Source organism: Streptomyces rectiviolaceus (assembly GCF_039533825.1).
Taxonomy (GTDB): domain Bacteria; phylum Actinomycetota; class Actinomycetes; order Streptomycetales; family Streptomycetaceae; genus Streptomyces; species Streptomyces rectiviolaceus.
In genome coordinates, this window is sequence record NZ_BAAAUG010000077.1 from 106,062 (window position 1) to 125,336 (window position 19,275).

16 protein-coding genes and 3 pseudogenes are annotated in these 19,275 nt (G+C 69.6%); 7 read left to right on the top strand and 12 right to left on the bottom strand.

What is annotated here, in order from left to right; genetic code table 11:
• Window positions 1-65: 65 nt before the first annotated feature.
• The gene (locus tag ABD378_RS21985) at window positions 66-962 is read right to left on the bottom strand and encodes a MerR family DNA-binding transcriptional regulator (RefSeq protein ID WP_344522742.1); all 897 of its coding nucleotides are present in this window, start codon (window positions 960-962) and stop codon (window positions 66-68) included.
• A 148-nt stretch (window positions 963-1,110) separates the two neighbouring features.
• Between ABD378_RS21985 and ABD378_RS21990 the strand changes: the two genes are divergently transcribed.
• Window positions 1,111-1,782, top strand: a complete 672-nt coding sequence (locus ABD378_RS21990) for a molybdopterin-dependent oxidoreductase (protein ID WP_344522744.1) — start codon at window positions 1,111-1,113, stop codon at window positions 1,780-1,782.
• Between the two features lie 135 nt (window positions 1,783-1,917).
• Here ABD378_RS21990 and ABD378_RS21995 read toward each other — a convergent pair.
• Both ABD378_RS21995 and ABD378_RS22000 read right to left on the bottom strand, forming a co-directional pair.
• Window positions 1,918-2,238, bottom strand: a pseudogene (locus ABD378_RS21995) (LysR substrate-binding domain-containing protein); the annotation flags it as partial.
• A gap of 345 nt (window positions 2,239-2,583) precedes the next feature.
• Window positions 2,584-2,688: pseudogene (locus ABD378_RS22000) on the bottom strand (aldo/keto reductase); the annotation flags it as partial.
• A gap of 247 nt (window positions 2,689-2,935) precedes the next feature.
• Between ABD378_RS22000 and ABD378_RS22005 the strand changes: the two are divergent.
• From ABD378_RS22005 to ABD378_RS22015, 3 genes and pseudogenes are all read left to right on the top strand, one after another.
• Window positions 2,936-3,526, top strand: coding sequence for a hypothetical protein (locus ABD378_RS22005; protein WP_344522746.1), 591 nt, complete (start codon window positions 2,936-2,938; stop codon window positions 3,524-3,526).
• A 33-nt stretch (window positions 3,527-3,559) separates the two neighbouring features.
• Complete coding sequence (locus tag ABD378_RS22010; protein ID WP_344522748.1) at window positions 3,560-3,964, top strand: hypothetical protein; 405 nt, start codon at window positions 3,560-3,562, stop codon at window positions 3,962-3,964.
• A 561-nt stretch (window positions 3,965-4,525) separates the two neighbouring features.
• Window positions 4,526-5,185: pseudogene (locus ABD378_RS22015) on the top strand (SDR family NAD(P)-dependent oxidoreductase); the annotation flags it as partial.
• 47 nt (window positions 5,186-5,232) lie between these two features.
• Here the strand turns inward: ABD378_RS22015 and exaC are convergent.
• The 7 genes from exaC to ABD378_RS22050 all read right to left on the bottom strand — a co-directional run bounded on the left by exaC (window position 5,233) and on the right by ABD378_RS22050 (window position 13,811).
• Window positions 5,233-6,756 (bottom strand): acetaldehyde dehydrogenase ExaC, encoded by a 1,524-nt coding sequence (gene exaC / locus ABD378_RS22020; protein ID WP_344522750.1) that lies wholly within the window; start codon window positions 6,754-6,756, stop codon window positions 5,233-5,235.
• Window positions 6,757-6,953: 197 nt separating this feature from the next.
• On the bottom strand, window positions 6,954-8,210 hold the full coding sequence (locus ABD378_RS22025; RefSeq protein WP_344522752.1) for a GAF domain-containing protein: 1,257 nt from the start codon (window positions 8,208-8,210) through the stop codon (window positions 6,954-6,956).
• Between the two features lie 101 nt (window positions 8,211-8,311).
• Entirely contained in the window at window positions 8,312-8,911 is a 600-nt protein-coding gene (locus tag ABD378_RS22030) for an N-acetylmuramoyl-L-alanine amidase (RefSeq protein WP_344522754.1), read from the bottom strand.
• A gap of 43 nt (window positions 8,912-8,954) precedes the next feature.
• Complete coding sequence (locus tag ABD378_RS22035; RefSeq protein WP_344522756.1) at window positions 8,955-9,968, bottom strand: acetamidase/formamidase family protein; 1,014 nt, start codon at window positions 9,966-9,968, stop codon at window positions 8,955-8,957.
• 336 nt (window positions 9,969-10,304) lie between these two features.
• Window positions 10,305-11,723 carry a tetratricopeptide repeat protein gene (locus tag ABD378_RS22040; protein WP_344522758.1) on the bottom strand — a complete coding sequence of 473 codons (1,419 nt, stop codon included), beginning with the start codon at window positions 11,721-11,723 and terminating at the stop codon, window positions 10,305-10,307.
• Window positions 11,724-11,909: 186 nt separating this feature from the next.
• On the bottom strand, window positions 11,910-12,848 hold the full coding sequence (locus tag ABD378_RS22045; RefSeq protein WP_344522760.1) for a MerR family transcriptional regulator: 939 nt from the start codon (window positions 12,846-12,848) through the stop codon (window positions 11,910-11,912).
• Between the two features lie 69 nt (window positions 12,849-12,917).
• Entirely contained in the window at window positions 12,918-13,811 is an 894-nt protein-coding gene (locus ABD378_RS22050; protein ID WP_344522762.1) for a LysR family transcriptional regulator, read from the bottom strand.
• 149 nt (window positions 13,812-13,960) lie between these two features.
• Between ABD378_RS22050 and ABD378_RS22055 the strand changes: the two genes are divergently transcribed.
• Entirely contained in the window at window positions 13,961-14,434 is a 474-nt protein-coding gene (locus tag ABD378_RS22055; protein ID WP_344522764.1) for a cupin domain-containing protein, read from the top strand.
• A gap of 146 nt (window positions 14,435-14,580) precedes the next feature.
• On the opposite strand, the gene ABD378_RS22060 is transcribed toward ABD378_RS22055, so the two are convergent.
• Entirely contained in the window at window positions 14,581-15,783 is a 1,203-nt protein-coding gene (locus ABD378_RS22060) for an ROK family protein (RefSeq protein WP_344522766.1), read from the bottom strand.
• 28 nt (window positions 15,784-15,811) lie between these two features.
• Window positions 15,812-17,275: a xylulokinase gene (gene xylB / locus ABD378_RS22065; RefSeq protein WP_344522768.1), complete on the bottom strand. Its 1,464-nt coding sequence runs from the start codon at window positions 17,273-17,275 to the stop codon at window positions 15,812-15,814.
• A 193-nt stretch (window positions 17,276-17,468) separates the two neighbouring features.
• Between xylB and xylA the strand changes: the two genes are divergently transcribed.
• Window positions 17,469-18,635 carry a xylose isomerase gene (xylA, locus tag ABD378_RS22070; RefSeq protein ID WP_344522770.1) on the top strand — a complete coding sequence of 389 codons (1,167 nt, stop codon included), beginning with the start codon at window positions 17,469-17,471 and terminating at the stop codon, window positions 18,633-18,635.
• A gap of 318 nt (window positions 18,636-18,953) precedes the next feature.
• On the top strand, window positions 18,954-19,268 hold the full coding sequence (locus tag ABD378_RS22075) for a hypothetical protein (RefSeq protein WP_344522772.1): 315 nt from the start codon (window positions 18,954-18,956) through the stop codon (window positions 19,266-19,268).
• Window positions 19,269-19,275 lie beyond the last annotated feature (7 nt).

Genomic DNA, 19,275 nt, shown 5'->3' on the forward strand with positions numbered 1-19,275 from the left:
GCCGCCGCTCCCGGTGGTTGCGGCCTTCGAGCGTTCGCCGGAGCTGGATGGGTGCGGCAGCCGGTTCACCGCGCGGGGTCGTACTCGGCGATGACCCCCTCCACGAGCCAGCAGTGTGTCCTTCCCAGGCTCGGCCCGGGGCCGACGGTGAGGGCGTCCAGATGCTGCCAGTAGCGACGGAGCAGAGGAACGGTGGTCTGCATGTTCGTGGCCATGAACGCACGGAAGCCGGGTGTGTCATCCGTTTCGTAGGCACGGGCACAGGCACGGCAGAGGGCGTCCAGCGCCTCGCACCTGTGCGGTGCACGCCCGGCGGCGACGGAGGGTGCGGCACCGTCCGAGGCGTCGAGCAACGCCGCGTACAGCGATGCCTTGTCCCGTACGTGGGGCACGGCCCAGTAGCCCAGGAACGCGGGCTCCGCCACGAGGGAGTGGAGCTCGGCGTAGGCCAGTACGGCATCGGGTGTGGGCTCGCGCGGCAGCTCGGGAACGGCCTGTGCGGTGATGGCATCGGCCAGGCGCGCCGGCAGACTCGGGGGCAGGACGCGCTGCCACGCCCGGGTGAAGTCCGCGGTGGCCTGTGGTCGGCACTGAACCGTGGCCAGCACGCGCAGCCGACGCAACCGCTCCGGTCCTGAGCACTCCTCCAGTGCCAGCAACGCCGCCTCACGCCACCGCAGTTCCGCCAATCGCGTCTGTGTACTCTCCAACTGCTCGGCCACCAGGTCGCCGAGACGGTGCGCTCCGGTCGCGACGTCGGTGATGGCCGCGATCGGCACATCCAGCGCACGCAACTGCCTTACCAGCCACAGCTGTTCCAGCGCCTGTGGTGGGTAGCGGCGATGGCCTCCCTGGCTGCGCGGCGCCGTCGGCAGCAGGCCGATGTCGGTGTAGTAGCGGATAGCCTTCACCGAAAGACCCGTACGTGTGGCAAGTTCCCCGATCGTCCAAGTGACTTGCATCTCAGCCCCTTGAATCTCCCGTGCGGTGGAGGTCCTAGCGTACGAAGCGTTCGGCCCAACGGCACTAGGCAGGGGCCGGATGCCCGGGCTCCGGTGAACTACGGGGGGAGTTCACCGGAGCCCGAGCAGCACCCAATGGAGGATCGACATGACGCTCCCCCCAGGCCAACGTGCCGTCGCCGGATTCCCACGCTTCGGCACACATCTCCATCACCCGCCTCCGCCCGTCCCCGCCGACCCGGTGATCGAGATCGGCGGAGCTCTGACCGAGGCCATCACCCTGTCCGTGAGCGACCTCGCAAAGCTGCCACGACAAGAGCTCGGGGCCGACTTCCACTGTGTCGCCGGCTGGTCGGCAACGGACCTGCTGTGGGAAGGAGTCGCGTTCGAGGCCCTCTACCGCACGCAGGTCGAACCGCGGCTCAAGCCTGACGCGTCGATCAGCCATGTCGTCTTCGAAGGTCTCGACGGCTACCGGTCGATCGTGGTGCTCGAGGACGCCTTGGCCGACGACGTGCTCATCGCCGACCGTCTCGACGGGAGTTCGCTCGACAGCGACCATGGCGCTCCGGTTCGGCTGGTCAGCCCCGGCCAGTACGGCTTCGTCAGTACGAAGCACCTATGCCGCATCGAACTCCACACATCCCAACCCCCGGATACCGACGGGTGGTCGCCCATCGCCTCGCACCACAGGGCGAGGGTCTGGCAGGAGGAACGGCACCGGCACCTGCCCGGCCGTGTGGTGCGGCCGTTCTACCGGGCACTGATCGGACCGATCCGCGCACTGAGCGCCCGAGGCAGTCATTATTGGCCCCGGTGATACCGCCTGGGCACCCGGACACCCGGGTACCAGCCGAGCGACAACGGTGGACCGCAACGGAGGCGGTAACGCTCGCGCCAGCAGCGCGGCGACTGCCGGGGGTGCCTCGCCGGGAGGTCTCACCACCATGATCTTCCAGTTCGGCGCGTGCCGGTCGAACCGGTACTGGGGCAGATCGGGGAAGCGGGCCGCGATCGACTTGGGCATGATGCAGATGCCCAAGTCGTTGCGGACCAGCTCGGCCGCCGCGACGATGTCGCTCACCTCGAATGTCGTGCTGCGGTCGACGCCTGCGGGACGGAAGGCCTGATCGACGGCGTGGCGGATGACCCAGCCGGGTGTGAAGTCCACGATGGCAAGTGGGCAAGTGGGCAAGTGCGCGATGTCGGCGAGCCGGACCTCGCCGTTCGGTGTCGTCCCGGCGATGACCCGCCGGGACGACACCACCAGCACCATCTCTTCGCGGGACAGCAGCCGGGTCGTCAGCCCTCGCTGCTATTGGCGGTCGAGTGCCACCACGGCCAGATCCACCGTGCCCTCGCGCAGCGCGGCCAGGGTGGTGGAGACCCGCCCAGACCCCCTGCATCGTGCCGACCGTCACCCGCCCGCGAAGCTGCCCCCTGTACGGCGTCCACCGCCTCCCGTGCCAGTTCGGCGACGCGGAGCGTCGCGCGTGCGGAGGGGATGTCCTCCCTAGCGGCGTCTGGGGCACCGATCGTTGGGCAGGACGAACCAGGTTCCTGAAATGCGGCGACGCGTTCACCGACAACGGCAGGTGCCGACCGCTACCGACGATTGCAGTTTGCCGAGCGGGCTGAACGGCACGAATCCGATGCCGAGTTCCGCAAGCGTGGGCAAGACCTCGGACTCAGGATCGCGGGTCCACAGCGAATACTCGCTGGACAGCGGTGACGATGCGCCAGCCGAACTTGGTGGCGAGGACGACCTGTTCGCGCACCGCCGCGGCTCCAGCCCTTCAGTAGGACGGATGTCGCCGCCCTCGGCTTCCAGCGAGTGAAGGAGGGTACGGGGGCTTAACGATCTCTTGATGCCGATCGGGGGAACGGGTGCTCGGCAGGCCCCATCTGTCTCCGTGACCAATATGAGCTCGCCGTAGATGTTGCGGTGAGCATGACTGAACGGGGAGCCAGAAATGCCTCAGAAGAGGCAGCACTCGCTGCTGATCTGTTCCGTGCTCGGAGCCTCTCTTCTTGCTGGCGGCGCTGTTCCCGCGCACGCGGCTGAGTCGCACAGCGAGGCGGATGCGGGGGAGTTGATCAGCATTGCGGAGGGGGAAGCTCCGGCTGTCACGTACGCGCGCGTCGAACAGCGTGCCGAAGAGATACATGCCCGCACCGCGGCGGACAAGAAGTGCACTGGGGTGTGGAAGCACAGCGTGGCCAATGTCGACTGGGACAGGACGCGCGCAGGTACTGTCCGCTGGAACTTCAAACTGACGGCGCGGACGCGTGCCAAGCTCGGCCCGGCCGTGACGGTGTCCATGCCCAACGCCTGGGTGAACAACCACGCCATCAATGCACCGTACGGCCCTCATCCCCGGGCGAGCACATACAACTTCCACGGCAGCATGAAGAAGTACAACCGCAAGGGGAGCAGTACGAAGCACACCATCCGCACAAAGAACAAGATCACTTTCTACTGGCTCGTCACGAGCCACAGCAACCCGCGAGCGGGTGCCACGCGGTACATCACCTGTCAGGTGCCGCCCAAGGGGTCGGGATGAGCCTGAGGCGCCGGTACACCGTAGGGAGCAGGCATGGGCAAAGGTAAGCGCAAGAAGGGAGGCGGTGCGGGCAGGACGTTCGCTGTCCTGGGTGGCCGCCACGAACTGGAGGTACGGAGCCTCACGTGGACGTCTGAGCAGATCGAACTCTTCTACCGCATCACGCCTGCGCTTCCCGAGAGGTGGGCGGACGAGCCCGACGGTTCGATGACGGAGGCCGGGCCGCCGATCTATCTGTCGTTGGAAGCGAAGGACGATCTCGGAGGGGAATACACGGACGGCGGGGGTGCGTTCGGTACCGACCCAGAAGGCCGGTTCACCGAAGGCTCGCTCTCGCTGCAGCCAGGGCCAGCACCCGGAGCCGGATCACTTGCCCTAGCTCTCTCGCTGACGTGCGGAGAACAGCAAAGCACTCATCGGATCGACATGCCGTTGTGAAGCGGGCGGGATGACCCCTGGAGGGCCGACCCTCAGGAGTCGGCCTTCCAGGCGCTCGCGGTGCGCTTCGGCGAACGCCTCCAGGCGCGCTGCTCGGAGCCGTCTCGTCAGCCCGCGCGTGCGGTCCTGAGCGCCACGGTCAGGATCTCGTCCAACGCCTCGGGGGAGGAGAGAGCGGCCCGGGCCGGTCAAGGCCCGTGTGCAGCGTCGCCGACGCCAGGACTTCCTTTGCTGCCCTTCGTCGGAATCAAGGTCATTGACGCGGTGGTGTCGATGATCCCGAGCCCCGGCTGACCCACATCAGGGGTGCGTCAGGGAACGCCGGTTGCCCTGGCTCCCACTGCCCGGCCCGGCTTTGACGGAGAGCGTGAACGGCGAGTGGCTCCTTCTCGACCGGCCGTCTCATCATGCGCCCCGTCGCGAGCCCCGCTGCCCGGAGCCGTCCGCCCACCGCTGACGCGCACTCAGTAGCCCAGGGGGCGCCGCGACCTCGTCCGGCGCCCCCTTGTCCATACCCGCGTACACGCCTGCGAACGGCCTGCCCTCAACCTTGGATGGACCATGTCCGCATCCGACTTTTCCTCCCACACCGTCCTGGTGACCGGAGCAACCTCCGGCATCGGCTACGAAACCGCCAAGCAGCTCGCCGAACGCGGCGCCACCGTCCTCGTACACGGTCGCACCCCCGAGGAGGCACAGGCCGCAACCGATGCGCTGGTCGCCATCGCGGGCCTTCCCGCCGCGCGGCTGCGCGCCTTCTCCGCCGACTTCGCCCGCTTCGAAGAAGTCGAGCAGATGGCAGCGCGGATCATCGCCGAACACCCACACCTGGACGTGCTCGTGAACAACGCGGGCATCGCAACCCCCGAGCGGCACACCGTCACCGCCGACGGCAACGAGATCGCCTTTCAGGTCAACTTCCTCTCCCACTACCTGCTCACCCATCTGCTGGAACAGACGCTCACCAGCGAGCCCGGCGGCCGCGTGGTCAATGTGTCCTCGACTCTCCACCGATCCGCCTCCATCGCCTGGAACGACCCCAACCGCGCCCGGAGTTACTCCCGGCTCGCCACCTACGCCCAGTCGCAGCTCGCCCTCACCGTCTTCGCCGCCAACCTCCGCGTCACCGCGGTCTCCCTCCACCCCGGCATCTGCGACACGGCGCTCCTGCCGCTGTACGCACTCGAGGGAGCCACGGCCACCGAGGGCGCCACGCACGTCGGCGCCTGACGGGCGAAAGCCCAGGTCAGGCGCCTTTTCTCGTGCCTCTAGAAGAAGCCGAGCTTCTTTGGCGAGTAGGACACCAGCAGGTTCTTCGTCTGCTGATAGTGCTCCAGCATCATCTTGTGCGTCTCGCGCCCGATCCCGGACTGCTTGTAGCCGCCGAACGCCGCGTGCGCGGGGTACGCGTGGTAGCAGTTCGTCCAGACCCGGCCCGCCTGGATCGCACGGCCCGCCCGGTAAGCGGTGTTCATGTCGCGCGTCCACACTCCGGCCCCCAGGCCGTACAGCGTGTCGTTGGCGGTCTTGATGGCGTCGTCGAAGTCGCTGAACGACGCGACCGACACGACGGGGCCGAAGATCTCCTCCTGGAAGATCCGCATGCGGTTGTCGCCCTCGAAGATCGTCGGCTGGACGTAGTAGCCACCGGACAACTCGCCGTCGTACGTGACGCGCTGACCGCCTGTCAGGACCTTGGCACCCTCCTGCTGGCCGATGTCCAGGTAGGAGAGGATCTTCTCCAGCTGGTCGTTGGAGGCCTGGGCGCCGATCATCGTGTCGGTGTCCAGCGGGTGCCCCGGCACGATCTGCTCCGTGCGGGCGACCGCCGCTTCCATGAACTCGCTGTAGTGACCCCGCTGTACGAGGGCCCGCGACGGGCAGGTGCAGACCTCGCCGTTGTTGAGGGCGAACATCGTGAAGCCCTCGAGTGCCTTGTCGCGGAAGTCGTCGTTGGCGGCCCACACGTCGTCGAAGAAGATGTTCGGCGACTTCCCGCCCAGCTCCAGCGTCACCGGTTTGATGTTCTCCGAGGCGTACTGCATGATCAACCGCCCCGTCGTGGTCTCGCCGGTGAAGGCGACCTTCGCGACGCGCGGGCTGGAGGCGAGGGGCTTGCCCGCCTCGACGCCGAAGCCGTTGAGGATGTTGACGACACCCGGCGGCAGCAGGTCGGCGACCAGGCTCATCCAGTAGTGGATGGAGGCCGGGGTCTGTTCGGCGGGCTTGAGGACGACCGCGTTGCCGGCGGCGAGGGCGGGCGCGAGCTTCCATGTCGCCATCAGGATGGGGAAGTTCCACGGGATGATCTGCGCGACGACCCCGAGCGGCTCGTGGAAGTGGTACGCGATGGTGTCCTCGTCCACCTCGCTGAGCGACCCTTCCTGCGCGCGGATGACCCCCGCGAAGTAGCGGAAGTGGTCGATGGCGAGCGGGATGTCGGCGGCCAGCGTCTCTCGGACCGGCTTGCCGTTCTCCCAGCTCTCGGCCACCGCGAGGCTTTCGAGGTTCGCCTCCATACGGTCGGCGATCTTCCGTAGGACGTCTGCACGTTCGGTCACGGAGGTGCGGCCCCAGGCGGGCGCGGCGGCGTGCGCCGCGTCCAGGGCGCGCTCCACGTCCTCGGCCGTGCCGCGGGCGATCTCCGTGAAGGGCTGCCCGTTGACCGGGCTCGGGTTCTCGAAGTACTGGCCGCGGGCGGGCGGGACGTACTCGCCGCCGATGAAGTGGTCGTAGCGTGCCTGGTAGGAGACAACTGCGCCGTCGGTGCCGGGCGCTGCGTAACGGGTCATCTTGGTGGCCTCCCGGGGAAGGCTGCCCGCCGTTGGGCAGCTCTCGCCCGGAGGCTAGGAGGGCGGACGTTGCAGGTACGTTGCGGCAGCTGGCCGGCAGCTGGCCGGCAGCTGGCCGGCATCCGCGCCTGCACTTGGGCGGCGATGCTGCGTTCAGCCCGGGCATGGCGCAAGCGCGCACGGCGGGTTCAGCTCTCCTACCTCGCGTCAGCCAGCTCCGCGTCCAGCTCGCGGAGGCGTGCCAGCACCGGTGGGGTCGCCCGTACCTGCGCCAGCGCGCGCCACACTGCAAGGTCCTCCTCGCCCCACGGGGCGTGCACCCAGTCGGCCAGGAGATCGGGGTCACGGCGTGCGATGAGCGCTGCCCGCAGCTGATCGGCGAGCCTGCGCCGCAGCCGCGCCACGGCAGGTGCCTGCGAAGCGGGCAGGAGCGGACCCGCGTACGCGGCGGCCGCCGCGGTGACCGCCCCCGAACCGAGCCGTCGCTCGACGGCGTCGACATCCGACTCGACCGGCACCGCGAGCCGATACGGGCGCGACCTCAGCAGCTCCGGCCCCAGAAGCCTTCGTAGTCGGGCCAGTTCGGCCCGCAGTGTCACTGGCGTCACCGTCTCGTCCTCGTACAACGCGCACTGCAGCTCGTCGCCGGTCAGCCCCTCCGGGTGGCGGGCGAGCAGGACGAGGATCTCGCTGTGCCTCCGGCTCAGCCGCACCTTGCGACCGCCGGTAAGCAGCAGCGCCTCGTCACGGCCGAGCGCGGTGAGACCCACCGTGTCCTTGGACTCCACGGGCGCTGCCAGCAGCGCCAGCTGGGACTCCGCCGCCCGTGCGACCGCCTGCACGAAAGCCAGGCTGTGTGGATGCGCGAGACCGTCACCCCCGGTGATGTCCACCGCCCCGAGCAACCGCCCGGTCCGCGGATCATGCACTGGAGCCGCCGCGCACGTCCACGGCTGGACGCGTCGGATGAAATGCTCGGCGGCGAACACCTGCACCGGACGGTCCAACGCCACCGCCGTACCGGGAGCATTCGTCCCCATCGCGGACTCCGCCCACCGCGCGCCCGGCACGAAGTTCATCCGCCCCGCCTGCTGCCGGGTCGCGGAGTGACCCTCGACCCACAGCAGCCTGCCGTGCGCGTCGCACACCGCGAGGAGATGCTCACCGTCCATCGCGAACGTGCCCATCAGCTCACGGAACAGCGGCATCACCCCGGCCAGCGGATGCTCGGACCGATACGAGCCGAGGTCCCCGTCGGTGAGCTCCACCGCCGCGCCGGTGTCCTCCGGGCTGACCCTGGCCCTCGCCGAACGCCGCCAAGAGTCGGCCACCACGGAACGCACCGGCCGCGTAACCGTGCCCGCCTCGGTGAACCTCTCATGGGCGCGCCGCAACACCCGCACCCGCTCGGCAGGATCGGCACCGGCCTCCAGCGCCACCCATGGTTCGGTCAACTCGGCCTCCCGGGACGGCGATGCGGTGCTGCCATCGTCGCCCCGCGAGCGTGCCCCGACAAGCGCCGCGACAGGCGTGTTACAGCATGAGCCGCCCGACGTCAGGCAGAGTTGACCAGGCGGATGTAGCGCGGCCAGTCCCAGTGCGGCCCTGGATCGGTGTGGTCGGTCCCGGGCACTTCGACGTGCCCAATGATGTGCTTGCGGTCCTTGGGGATGTCGTACGTTTCGCAGATGGCCGAGGTCAGCAGTGCGGACTGTTCGTACATCGCGTCGGTGAAATACTCGGGCTGATCCACCCATCCTTCGTGCTCGATGCCGATGCTGCGGGTGTTGTAGTTCCAGTTGCCCGCGTGCCAGCCGACGTTGCGCTCGCGGACGCACTGGGCGATGTGACCGTCCTCGGAGCGCACCACATAGTGGGCCGACACCTTCTTCGCCGGATTCTGGAAGATGGCGAGCGTGTCGGCGTAGGTCTCCTGGGTGACGTGGACGATCACGTAGTCGACGGGGTAGGTGCTGGGGCGGTTGGCGGCCGTGTAGTTGGAGGTGCTTGCCGGAACCCACTCGGCGAGCGGATAGTCGACCGCCCGAGGCCGGGCAGAGGCGCGGGTGGCGGGGAGGAGCGCGGCAGGGAGGGCGGCGAGGGCCGCTCCCTGCAACAGCCTGCGCCTGCTGGGGAACCGTCTTGCTCGATCCATGGCCGGCCTACCTCTCGGTGGGGGGGGGAACAGCTGGGCTTTCTCAGTGGGGCAGCACCTTGGCCGTCTCTCGCAGCCGCGTGTGCAGCCCCCGGTGAGTCTCGCTCGCGGGCAACCACTCCTTGCGGATCTTGGCCACGCACGTGTAGTTGGTGTCGCAGACGTTGGCGAGCGGCGACTCGACGGTCTGCGTCGCGAACTGGTAGGCGTCGAGCTCGCTGAAGCCGTAATCGCGTACCAGCCAGTGCACGAGGTCGAGTTGGGATATTCGGAAGGCGTCCTCAAGGGGGCGTGCCGAGCCGGTGGAGATGATGTGGGTGTCGGACTCCAGGCGAGGCCAGGGCGTTGTGATCCCCTTCAGGAGTTCGACGATCACGACTGTGTTCATGGCGCACTCGACGGCGACTCCGCAGGTCTCTCCCTCCCCCTGCCGTGCGTGTCCGTCGCCCAGGCTGAGGAGCGCGCCCTCCACATTCACCCCGAGGTAACAGGTGACCCCGGCCCTCATCTCAGGGGTGTCCATATTGCCGCCGTGCGCGTCGGGCACGAGTGCCGAGCGCACCTCAAGATTGGCCGGTGCGACGCCGACCGTGCCGTGCATCGGGTCCATCGGCAGTGCGATCTCGAAGTCACCGTCATGGGCGCTGAATTGGGCCGTCCGCCGGTCCCTGTCGAGTTGCCATATCCACACGGTCTCGGGCAGCGGCGGCTGGAGCGATGCGGTGGTGTGGGTAGAGGTGAGCGCTCCGAAGAGGGGGACTGTGGTGGACGCCGCCCAGTCGCGGGCCGGTTCGATCGACACGAAGTGCACGGCGACGGTGTCGCCAGGCTCCGCACCCTCGACATGGAAGGGGCCGGTCTGCGGATTGAGGAACGGGAACTGGCAGACCTCGGAGACCAGATCCTTCTCGGAGCGCACGTTCCCCGCGAAACAGTCCTCCGTGTACAGGTCGAGGACCGTACCCGGAGCGATCCGCGCCACGGGTGGCGCACCGCCGAACGTCCAGGCGTACTCGCCCGGTTCGGGCCGCACGATCAGGATCCGAGGCTGGTTCATGGCAGGACTGCTCTCCTCTGTCGCTCCATGGGGAACTTGGGGGCCTTTGCGGCCCGATGGCGACCGGAGGCCCCGCGCCCACGACGCAGCCCAGGACGGCTTGCCCCCGACACCTGAATCCCCCGATCCACGTGGACACGAAACCGCCGCCGGGGCGGTGGTGTCCCGCCTCAATTACGTTACGGCTACGGCAGGTTGAGTCGGAAGGGTGCGAGCTGAATCTGTGTACAGCACCGTGACTGTGGATAACGCGGCCACCCTTGAGGGGGACCCGGGGGGTGGCGTGGGGTGTGGGGCGTGGGCGTGGGGGACGTCGGAATGGCGGCCGAGCCGTACTCAGCCCTCCAACGCAGCCGCACCCACAGCCGCCTGTTCCTCGGCGCGGGCACGGGCGGTCGCAGCCTGTGCCGTGTCTCCGAGCCGGTCCGCCAGTCGGGAGCGGGCCCGCCAGTTGTAGGGGCAGATGGGACGCAGGTTGATGCGTTCGCTGAGCAAGGTGCGCGCGAGGTCGTGCCGGCCGGAGCGGATGGCCGCCTCCACCAGCGTGCGCTGGATGGCGTCGCGCTGTGCGTGGCTTCCGCCGAAGGAGTTGAGGTGGTACCGGATCGGGGCGAGCAACTCGACCACGCGGGCGTACCGCCGCTGCCGGTAGGCGATGAGGGCGCGGCACACCGGGATCCCGATGTCGCGTGTCATGGCGTGGTTCGACACGGCGGGGTCGGTCCGGGTGAGCCATTGCTCGCGGTCCTTCACCAGCCGTTCGGCGTCGGAGAGTCGCCCGGCCCCGGCGTACGCCATCACGGCATGGACGTCGTTGAAAGCGTAGTGGGCGCCGTCCTCGCGCCCGGCCCACGCCTGGGCGAGCGCCGCCCAGCGGAGCTCGACGTCGACGTCGGACAGGAGCAGCCGCCACAACAGGGCGGAGGCATCCAGTAGTTCCATGGCGATTGCCTGCGACGCCTCGTTGTGGAGGGTGTTGTCGTAGACGCCGAGGACCCGTTCGATGCTTCCCGCCTCCAACGCGTACAGGGCGTAGTGCCACGCGTTGTGCACGGACAGGTAGTTGCCGTCGGCCCAGTCCTCGGTCCGCGCGTCCAGATAGCGGATCCCCTCGCCGAACAGCCCCCGCATCTCGTACGTGTGGACGACCGCATGGATGCCCCACACGTCCCGCGGATGGCGTTCGACCGCCCTCAGCCCGATCTCCTCGGCCTGGCCGTAGTGCCCGGCCTCTTCAAGCCCGAAGGCGTACATCCCAAGGAGCGGGCCGAAGTGCGGGTCGTCGCTGTCCCAAGCGGAGAGCGCGCCACCGACCCGATCGCGCAGCCGCTGCGCGTCGCCCGTGAAGAAGTCGATCTGGTGACCGACGGCCAGGGCGAGGGCGTCGCGAGGGAACTCGGTGTTGATGTCGCCGAGGATGCCGCCGGCACGCAGCATGTCCCCATCCAGCCACGCCTCGGCAGCCGCCGCGTGCATCTTCTCGCGCGGTGAGAGCCCGGCAAGATCGACAGCGCTCCGGAATGCCCCGAAGGACCGCCGGGCGTCGGCCGCGTCCTTCTCCTCGGTGCCGAGAAGCCCGAGATAGGCGCTGAAGATGTGCGCCATCGCCGAATCCGGTGAGGCCGCCACCATCGCCTGCGTCTCGTCGGCAACCTCCGCACGGAAGAACAACAGCGCGTCGAGCGCCTGCTCGTAGTGGCGCGCGGCTTCGTCGCTGGTGCCACTCAGGACGTGGGCATGCCGGTCCATCTCCATCGCTGTCCCCTCTCCCGTCGTTTCTGTCCGGTCTGAACAGTCTCGCGATTCTGCCCGCGGCACACGATCGCGACCCTCGGTTCACCGGAACGACATACCGGAACACGTAGCTGGAGAGAAATCGACGCGGAACGGCATCGGTCGGTTCGGTGAGGTCGGCGGAGCGGGTCGGGCTTGACCGGCCCGCTACTGAGGCATTCGGGCGTGCAGAGCCCGGATGGTCCAGTGGAGCACCGGCGCCAGACTCTCCGGCGCGGGCCACCCGTTGATCACCGCGAGCAGCGTCAGGTAGCGGTCTCTTCGTGGGTCGTCCATGGTCTCCAGGCGGGTCACCAGGCGTCGCCGGAGGTCGGCATCGTCGGGGAGGCCGAGGATGTGTGCGTAGTGCGTCGCGAGCGCTGTGACGATGCGCTCGGCTTCGGGCGACCCGGGGCTGGTGCCTGCCGCCAGGGCCGGGGTGACCTGCGCGCGGAAGGCCTCGGCGAGGGTGCGGGGCAGACCGGTGCTGTCGTCCGGGGCGCGGTCGGCCGCCAGATCTCTGGCCATGCCGTGCATGGTGGAGCGGAACCCCGGATCCTGGAACAGCTCGGCCAGCTCCACCCATGCCTCGACCTGCTCGGCGTCGGGGTCGTCGGGGAGCTCGGGGGTGAGGGAGCGCGTGACCGCCGCGAAGGCAGGGTGGTCATGCAGGACGTCGAAGACGGTGCCCAGGAAGTCGTCGATCAGATGTTGACGTTCGTCCTCGGAGAGCTTGGCCAGTTTGTGCATGAGATCCAACTCCTCAGGTGTGGACCCGCGCTTGGCCACCGCCGTCAGGACCGCGCGCCTCAGGCGCAGCACACGGATCTGCACCTCCAGTGCGTCCGCGTGCGCAGCGGCGACTTCGGGGAGCGAGACCTCCCGGTTCACGACCTTTCGGATCGTGGAGAGGTCAAGACCCAGTTCGCGCAGGGTGCGTACGAGATCAAGGCGGGCGACGGCATCGGTGCCGTACAGGCGGTAGCCGGCCGGGCTGCGGTCGGCGGGCGGCACGATCCCCGCGTCGGAATAGAACCGGACGGTCTTGACCGTCAGTCCGGTCCGCCGCGCCAGATCACCGATCGAGTAGAGCGTGTCGCCGTTCATGCCCCCACCTTCACGTCTCCCCCTACTGGAGACTCAAGCCCCGTCACCCACGGGGACGGAGTGCAGGATCTACTGGGCACGCGGCGCGGGCTCCAGGGCCGTGAGCAGTTGCCGGATCGCGGGGGACAGCGGCCCCGGCCGCATGGCGAGGCTGACGGTCGAGCGCGCGCCGAGCAGCGGCCGGAAGGCGATGCGGCGGGCCGGGGGCAGCTCACCCACGAGGTCGAAGACGGTCCAGGACTCCGCGCCGCTCGCGGAGTCCGTAGCGATCGCCGTCAGAGTCTCCTGCAAGGTGGTGAAGTGCGGACCGGCCGGGATATCGATGCCGGAGTCCCGCAGCAACCCCGTCACCAGGTCGTGAAACGCGGGATTGCGCTCTCGCGGCGCCAACCGCAGCGGTAGGCCCGCGAGATCGGCCGACTTGAGTCGGGGGAGAGTTGCCAGCGAATGCGTCGCGGGCAACGCAACGAACAGCGGATCGTCCCAAACCGGCACCACCGCAAGGCCCGGGATCGGTCCGTCGCCCCGGACGAGCGCGGCATCCAACTCGCCGCTCCGTAGTGCTTCGATACGCCGCTCCCGGGCATCCTGGACCAACCGGACCCGAAGGCTCGGAACGCGCTCCGCCAGCACGTCGAGGGCCGGGTGCACGCGCTCCGCGAACGCCCGGGCAGTGCCAAGCCGCAGCACACCCTCCCCACCGGAGACGATCTCCGCGGCCACGTGACCCACGTGGGCAGCGGCTGCGAGCGCGGCCCGCGCCTCCGGCAGCAGCCGCTCCCCGGCCGCTGTCAGACCCACTCGACGGGTGGTCCGATCGAAGAGGCGTACGCACAACTCCCGCTCGAGACGGGCGATCTGCTGGCTCACCGAAGCCTGTACGACGTGCAGCCGCGCGGCCGCCCGGCCGAAGCCGCCCTCGTCCGCGACCGCTACGAAGTACTCGAGCTGCCGTAGCTCCACAGTCGTCCCCGCCCCTCCCACACCCGGACCAGACCCCGCGCATTCATCAGCGCAAGTGATCAATGCCTTCATGAACGTCTTCTTGGACGCGCCGTGTTCCCGCGATGAACTGATGCTCACGACCACCACGGCGCCCGAAGGAGTACGACGTGCCCAGCAGCCCGCAAGCATTGATCGTCCACGAACGAGACGCGGAGGAAGTGCCCCTCCCCGGAGGCGGCCAGTTCCGGTTGCTCGAGGACAGCCGAGCGACCTGCGGACTCCTGGGGGCCAACAGGCTCGTCCTGCCCGCCGGCGCCGACGGCACGCGCCCGCACCACCACCGCCTGTCCACCGAGCTCTTCTACGTGCTCGGCGGCACGATGGAGTTCCTGCTCGACGGAACCCTGACGGCCGTCGGCAAGGGCGGTCTGATCGTGGTGCCGCCCGGCGTGGTGCACGGTTTCGGGGCGGTGGCCGACGGCCCGGCGGAGTTCTTCGCCGTGCTCACCCCGGGGATTGAACGGTTCGGGTACTTCCGGCAGTTGGGGCGCATTGCGCGAGGTGAGGCGGGGTGGGACAGCATGGATGCGCTGCACGAGAGGTACGACGTGCATTTCGTCGGGGGACCCCAGTGGCGCTGACAAGGAGGCGGCCGGGAAGAGTCGGTCCGTATGGCCGGGAAGAGTCGGTCCGGAAGGAGGTGCTGCAAGAGGACGGGCCGCACGAAAACGGGCCGCAAGGAGGCGGCCGAGCAGCTACGTAGTGCGCTCCGAGTGGAAGGCCGACGCTACGCGGCCGCACCCGCAGGATCATCGAGCACCGCCCGTACGACCGAGTGCGCGGCCCCCAGCAAGGGGCCGTCGGACCCCAGCCCGGAGGCAGCGACATCGCACCCCGTGCCCGCCGTGCGGCGCCCCAACTCGACTTCCAGTGACGGGAGCAGCCACGGCGCGAGCCGCGACAGGGCGCCGCCGAGCACCACCGAGCGCGGATCCAGCAGATTCACCGCACCGGTGAGCGCGATGCCCAGGGCGGCCCCGGCGCCGTGCAGCGCCCTTCGTACGTGCTCGTCGGCCTGCGCGGCGCGCTCCGCGAGCAGTCCGACGCGGTCCGCACCAGGGTCAAGGCCGGCCGCGCGCAACACCGCCTCCTCGCCCGCGTACTGCTCCAGGCAGCCACGGCCGCCACACGGGCACGCAGGGCCGTCCGGCCACACCGGCACATGCCCCAGCTCGCCGGCGAAGCCACGCGTCCCGCGCAGCAGCCGTCCGTCGACGACCAGAGCCGCACCGATGCCGATCTCCGCCGAGACGTGGAGGAAGTCCTGCGGCACCTCGTCGCCGAGCCACAGCTCGGCCAGTGCGCCGAAGTTGGCTTCGTTGTCCACCGTCAGCGGCAGCCTGTCCGGCAGAAGTGCACTGAGGTCGACGTCGTTCCAGTCGAGGTTGGGAGCACGGACCACTGTCCCTGTGCCGCGGGCGACGAGCCCGGGGACAGCGACGGCCAGTCCCGCCGGACGGAGTCCTGCCAGACGGGCCTCGCTGCTCACCTGCCGCACCAGCGCGATGAGTTCCTTGAGGACCGGCTCGGGGGCGCGCCCCCGGTTGTCGCCCTGTCGCACGGCACGCGCGCGTACCTCTCCGCGCAGGTCGACCGCGCACACCGAGAGATGGTCCACGCCCACTTCGGCGCCGATGCCGGCCGGGCCGCTTCTGCTGACCGCCAGCGCGGAGCCGGGGCGTCCCACCTTGCCGGGGCGCTCGGGGCCAAGCTCGTCCAGGAGCCCGGAGCGGATCAACTCGTCCACCAGGGTGGAGACGGCGGCCCGCGTCAGACCGATCCGGGTGGCCACGGCGGCACGGGACAGTGGCCCGTGCGCCGCTACGGCGTGCATGACGCGCGACAGGTTGCGGCGGCGCATCCCCCGCTGGGTGTCGGGCAGCGGGGCTCCGGACGTGCCCCGGCGCGCATCGTGCGGTGGTGCGGTCATGCCGCCGCCAGCCCCCGTTCTTCCGTCCTCATGGCCGTGCGTCCTCGTGGCCCGCGCTTCCGAGCAGCGGCGCCGCGTCGGAGACTACCTCGGCGATGCGGGCGAGCGCCGATTCATCCCGCTCCACAGGGGGCAGCACGGGCCCCTCCGCCGTACCCCAGCGGCGCGCGACAGCCGCCGGGTCCTCGCCCGTGAGGAGGCCCGCCGCCTGTGCGGCGGCGCCGAGCGCGACCAGTTCCCGGGCCTCGGGCACCTGAACGGGACGTCCGGACAGTCGCCGCACGGTGTCCTGCCAGGCCGTGCCCCGCGCCCCGCCGCCGATGAGCAGAAGTGGGACCGAGCGGTCCGCGTCCGCGTCCAGGACCAGATCAAGGGCGCCGAGCAGCGAGTGCACGGCTCCGTCGTAGGCCGCCTGCAGCAGCTGCCCGGGAGTCGTGTCGTGCCGCAGCCCGTGCAGCAGCCCCGAGGCGTGCGGCAGGTCAGGGGTGCGCTCGCCGTCCAGATAGGGCAGCAGGGTGACAGCGCCGCCCGGCTCCACCGCCTCACGATCGAGGCTCAACAGGGCGGCCACCCGGTCCACGGCCAGCGTGCAGTTGAGAGTGCAGGCCAGCGGCAGCCAGTCGCCGCGCGCGTCGGCGAAGCCGGCCACCGTCCCCGTCGGATCCGCTGGGCGCCGCCTGGAGACCGCGTACACGGTGCCCGACGTGCCCAGGCTGAGCACCGGGGTGCCGGGGCGCAGCCCTAGCCCGAGCGCCGCCGCCGCGTTGTCGCCGGTTCCGGGGGCGACCAGCGTGCCTTTGGAGAAGGGCAGTTCGCCGCTTCCGCGCACGGTGCCGGCGACCTCACCGGGGCGGACCACGCGTGGAAGGAGCTCGGGGTCCAGGCCTACGAGTCCCAGGATCTCTTCGTCGTACGCCTCCGTCCCTGACGCCCACCAGCCCGTACCGGAGGCGTCACCCCGGTCGGTCGTGCCGGATCCGGTGAGGCGTTCGGTGAGGTAGTCGTGGGGGAGTCGTACGGCCGCTGTGGCCCGGGCCGCCTCGGGTTCGTGCTCGTTGAGCCAGGCCCACTTGGTCACCGTGAAGGAGGGCCCCGGCACGATGCCGACGCGTTCGGCCCACGCTTTTGGGCCCCCCAGGCGGTCCACCAGCGAGCGGGCCTGCGTCGCCGAGCGGACGTCGTTCCACAGCAGCGCGGGCCGCACCGGCCTGGACTGCGCATCCAGCGTGACGAGCCCGTGCTGCTGGCCGCCGACCGACACCGCGGCGGCCTCGCGTGCCGCTTCGCCGCACTGGTCGAGGGCCGTGCGCAGCGCGTTCCACCACTCCTCGGGGTCGCTCTCGCGGGCGGCCCCCGAGCTGACGCTGTGCGGGGCCTGACCGCTGGCCACCACTCTGCCCGTGGCGGCGTCGACGACCAGGACCTTGGTGGACTGCGTGGAGCTGTCCACGCCGACGACGAGGGGTCCGTCGGCTGCTGGCGCTGATGACATCGGGGGTCTCCGTTCCCGCGGCTCTTTCCGGGCACGCCCGGACTTCTTTCCGTCCGACCTTCCCAGGGATGCCTCCGGATACTAATTTGTTAAGCGCCATGACGAAATAGTCGCGGCAGTCGCACCTCAACGGGCACACGACCGTGCCCGGGTCGGCCGCGCAGCCGTGCACCAGTCACCCAGGGAGCCGCACATGACGTACCAGCCCACTCCTGAGGACAAGTTCACCTTCGGCCTGTGGACCGTCGGCTGGCAGGGAAGGGACCCGTTCGGCGACGCGACCAGGGCGGCCATCGACCCGGCCGACTCCGTACGCCACCTGGCCGAACTGGGTGCCTACGGAGTGACTTTCCACGACGACGACCTGATCCCCTTCGGTGCCTCGGACACCGCGCGCGAGTCGCACATCAAGCGCTTCCGCCAGGCGCTCGACGCGACGGGCCTCGTCGTGCCGATGGCGACCACGAACCTCTTCACGCACCCCGTCTTCAAGGACGGCGCGTTCACCGCCAACGACCGGGACGTGCGCCGCTACGCGCTGCGCAAGACGATCCGCAACATCGACCTCGCGGTGGAACTGGGCGCGCGCACCTACGTCGCGTGGGGCGGAAGGGAAGGTGCGGAGTCCGGTGCGGCGAAGGATGTACGCGTCGCTCTCGACCGCATGAAGGAAGCCTTCGACCTGCTCGGCGACTACGTCACGGAGCAGGGATACGACCTGCGTTTCGCGATCGAGCCCAAGCCGAACGAGCCGCGCGGAGACATCCTGCTGCCCACCGTCGGGCACGCCCTGGCCTTTATCGAGCGCCTGGAGCGCCCCGAACTGTTCGGCGTCAACCCCGAAGTGGGCCATGAGCAGATGGCCGGCCTCAACTTCCCGCACTCCATCGCCCAAGCCCTGTGGGCGGGCAAGCTCTTCCACATCGACCTCAATGGCCAGACCGGCATCAAGTACGACCAGGACCTGCGCTTCGGGGCGGGCGACCTGCGGAGCGCCTTCTGGCTGGTCGACCTCCTGGAGAGGGGCGGTTATGTGGGGCCGCGCCACTTCGATTTCAAGCCGCCGCGTACGGAGGACTACGCGGGCGTGTGGGCGTCGGCGTCCGGATGCATGCGCAACTATCTGATCCTTCGGGAGCGTGCGGCCGCGTTCCGTGCCGACCCGGAGGTCCAGGAAGCCCTGCGTGCTTCCCGTCTGGACGAGCTGGCCCTGCCGACCGCGGAGGACGGTCTCTCCGGTCTGCTCGCCGACCGTGGGGCCTTCGAGGACTTCGACGTGGCGGCCGCCGCGGACCGTGGCATGGCCTTCGAGCACCTCGACCAGCTGGCCATGGATCACCTCCTGGGGGCGCGGGGCTGACCGGAAGCTCCAACTCCGGACGCATCAACTTCCGCACAGGGGTCGCATCTTGACCCTTTCGAGGCGACTCTTGACGGTATGGCCATGCCGCCCGTACCGCCGCCGCCTCCCCCTCCGCCGGGTGACGCACCCCCTCCGGGCGATGGCGGCTTCGGCCCGCCTGGAGGAGGGTATGGCCCGCCTCCGGGTCCTCCGGGTGACGGGTACGGACCACCACCGGGCGGCGGCGGTGTGCCCCCTGGCGGAGGCGGGTGGCCGCCTCAGCCGCCGCCAGGAGGGCCGTCAGGGCGGCGGGGCGGGCTGTTCATCCTGCTTGCCGTGATCGTCGCGATCGGAGCCGTCGTCGCGGTGGTCCTGGTCGCCACCAGTGGTGATGGCTCCGGTGACAAGAAGGGCCCGTCCGAGAGCAGTGAGAGTTCGGACGGCAAGCCCACCCCGTCGCTGAGCATCCCGTCGGAGATCCCCTCCGAGCTTCCGACGGAGGTGCCGTCGAACCTGCCCAGCGGTCTGCCCTCGGACTTGCCCAGTGACCTGCCGAGCGACTTGGACTCCCTGGTCCCGTCAGTCGCGGACAATGGAGTGCCCTACTACAACGAAGTGCCCTACTACCTCGTCGACCTGCCCCGGCCCTGAAGGGCCG

What these genes read in the sequence shown, in the direction of transcription:
- ABD378_RS21990 (WP_344522744.1), top strand. Translation starts at nt 1,111, where the DNA reads ATGACGCTCCCCCCAGGCCAACGTGCCGTCGCCGGATTCCCACGCTTC.
- ABD378_RS22060 (WP_344522766.1), bottom strand. Translation starts at nt 15,783, where the DNA reads ATGACCGCACCACCGCACGATGCGCGCCGGGGCACGTCCGGAGCCCCG.
- ABD378_RS22040 (WP_344522758.1), bottom strand. Translation starts at nt 11,723, where the DNA reads ATGGAGATGGACCGGCATGCCCACGTCCTGAGTGGCACCAGCGACGAA.
- exaC (WP_344522750.1), bottom strand. Translation starts at nt 6,756, where the DNA reads ATGACCCGTTACGCAGCGCCCGGCACCGACGGCGCAGTTGTCTCCTAC.
- ABD378_RS22035 (WP_344522756.1), bottom strand. Translation starts at nt 9,968, where the DNA reads ATGAACCAGCCTCGGATCCTGATCGTGCGGCCCGAACCGGGCGAGTAC.
- ABD378_RS22010 (WP_344522748.1), top strand. Translation starts at nt 3,560, where the DNA reads ATGGGCAAAGGTAAGCGCAAGAAGGGAGGCGGTGCGGGCAGGACGTTC.
- ABD378_RS22030 (WP_344522754.1), bottom strand. Translation starts at nt 8,911, where the DNA reads ATGGATCGAGCAAGACGGTTCCCCAGCAGGCGCAGGCTGTTGCAGGGA.
- ABD378_RS21985 (WP_344522742.1), bottom strand. Translation starts at nt 962, where the DNA reads ATGCAAGTCACTTGGACGATCGGGGAACTTGCCACACGTACGGGTCTT.
- ABD378_RS22045 (WP_344522760.1), bottom strand. Translation starts at nt 12,848, where the DNA reads ATGAACGGCGACACGCTCTACTCGATCGGTGATCTGGCGCGGCGGACC.
- xylB (WP_344522768.1), bottom strand. Translation starts at nt 17,275, where the DNA reads ATGTCATCAGCGCCAGCAGCCGACGGACCCCTCGTCGTCGGCGTGGAC.
- ABD378_RS22005 (WP_344522746.1), top strand. Translation starts at nt 2,936, where the DNA reads ATGCCTCAGAAGAGGCAGCACTCGCTGCTGATCTGTTCCGTGCTCGGA.
- xylA (WP_344522770.1), top strand. Translation starts at nt 17,469, where the DNA reads ATGACGTACCAGCCCACTCCTGAGGACAAGTTCACCTTCGGCCTGTGG.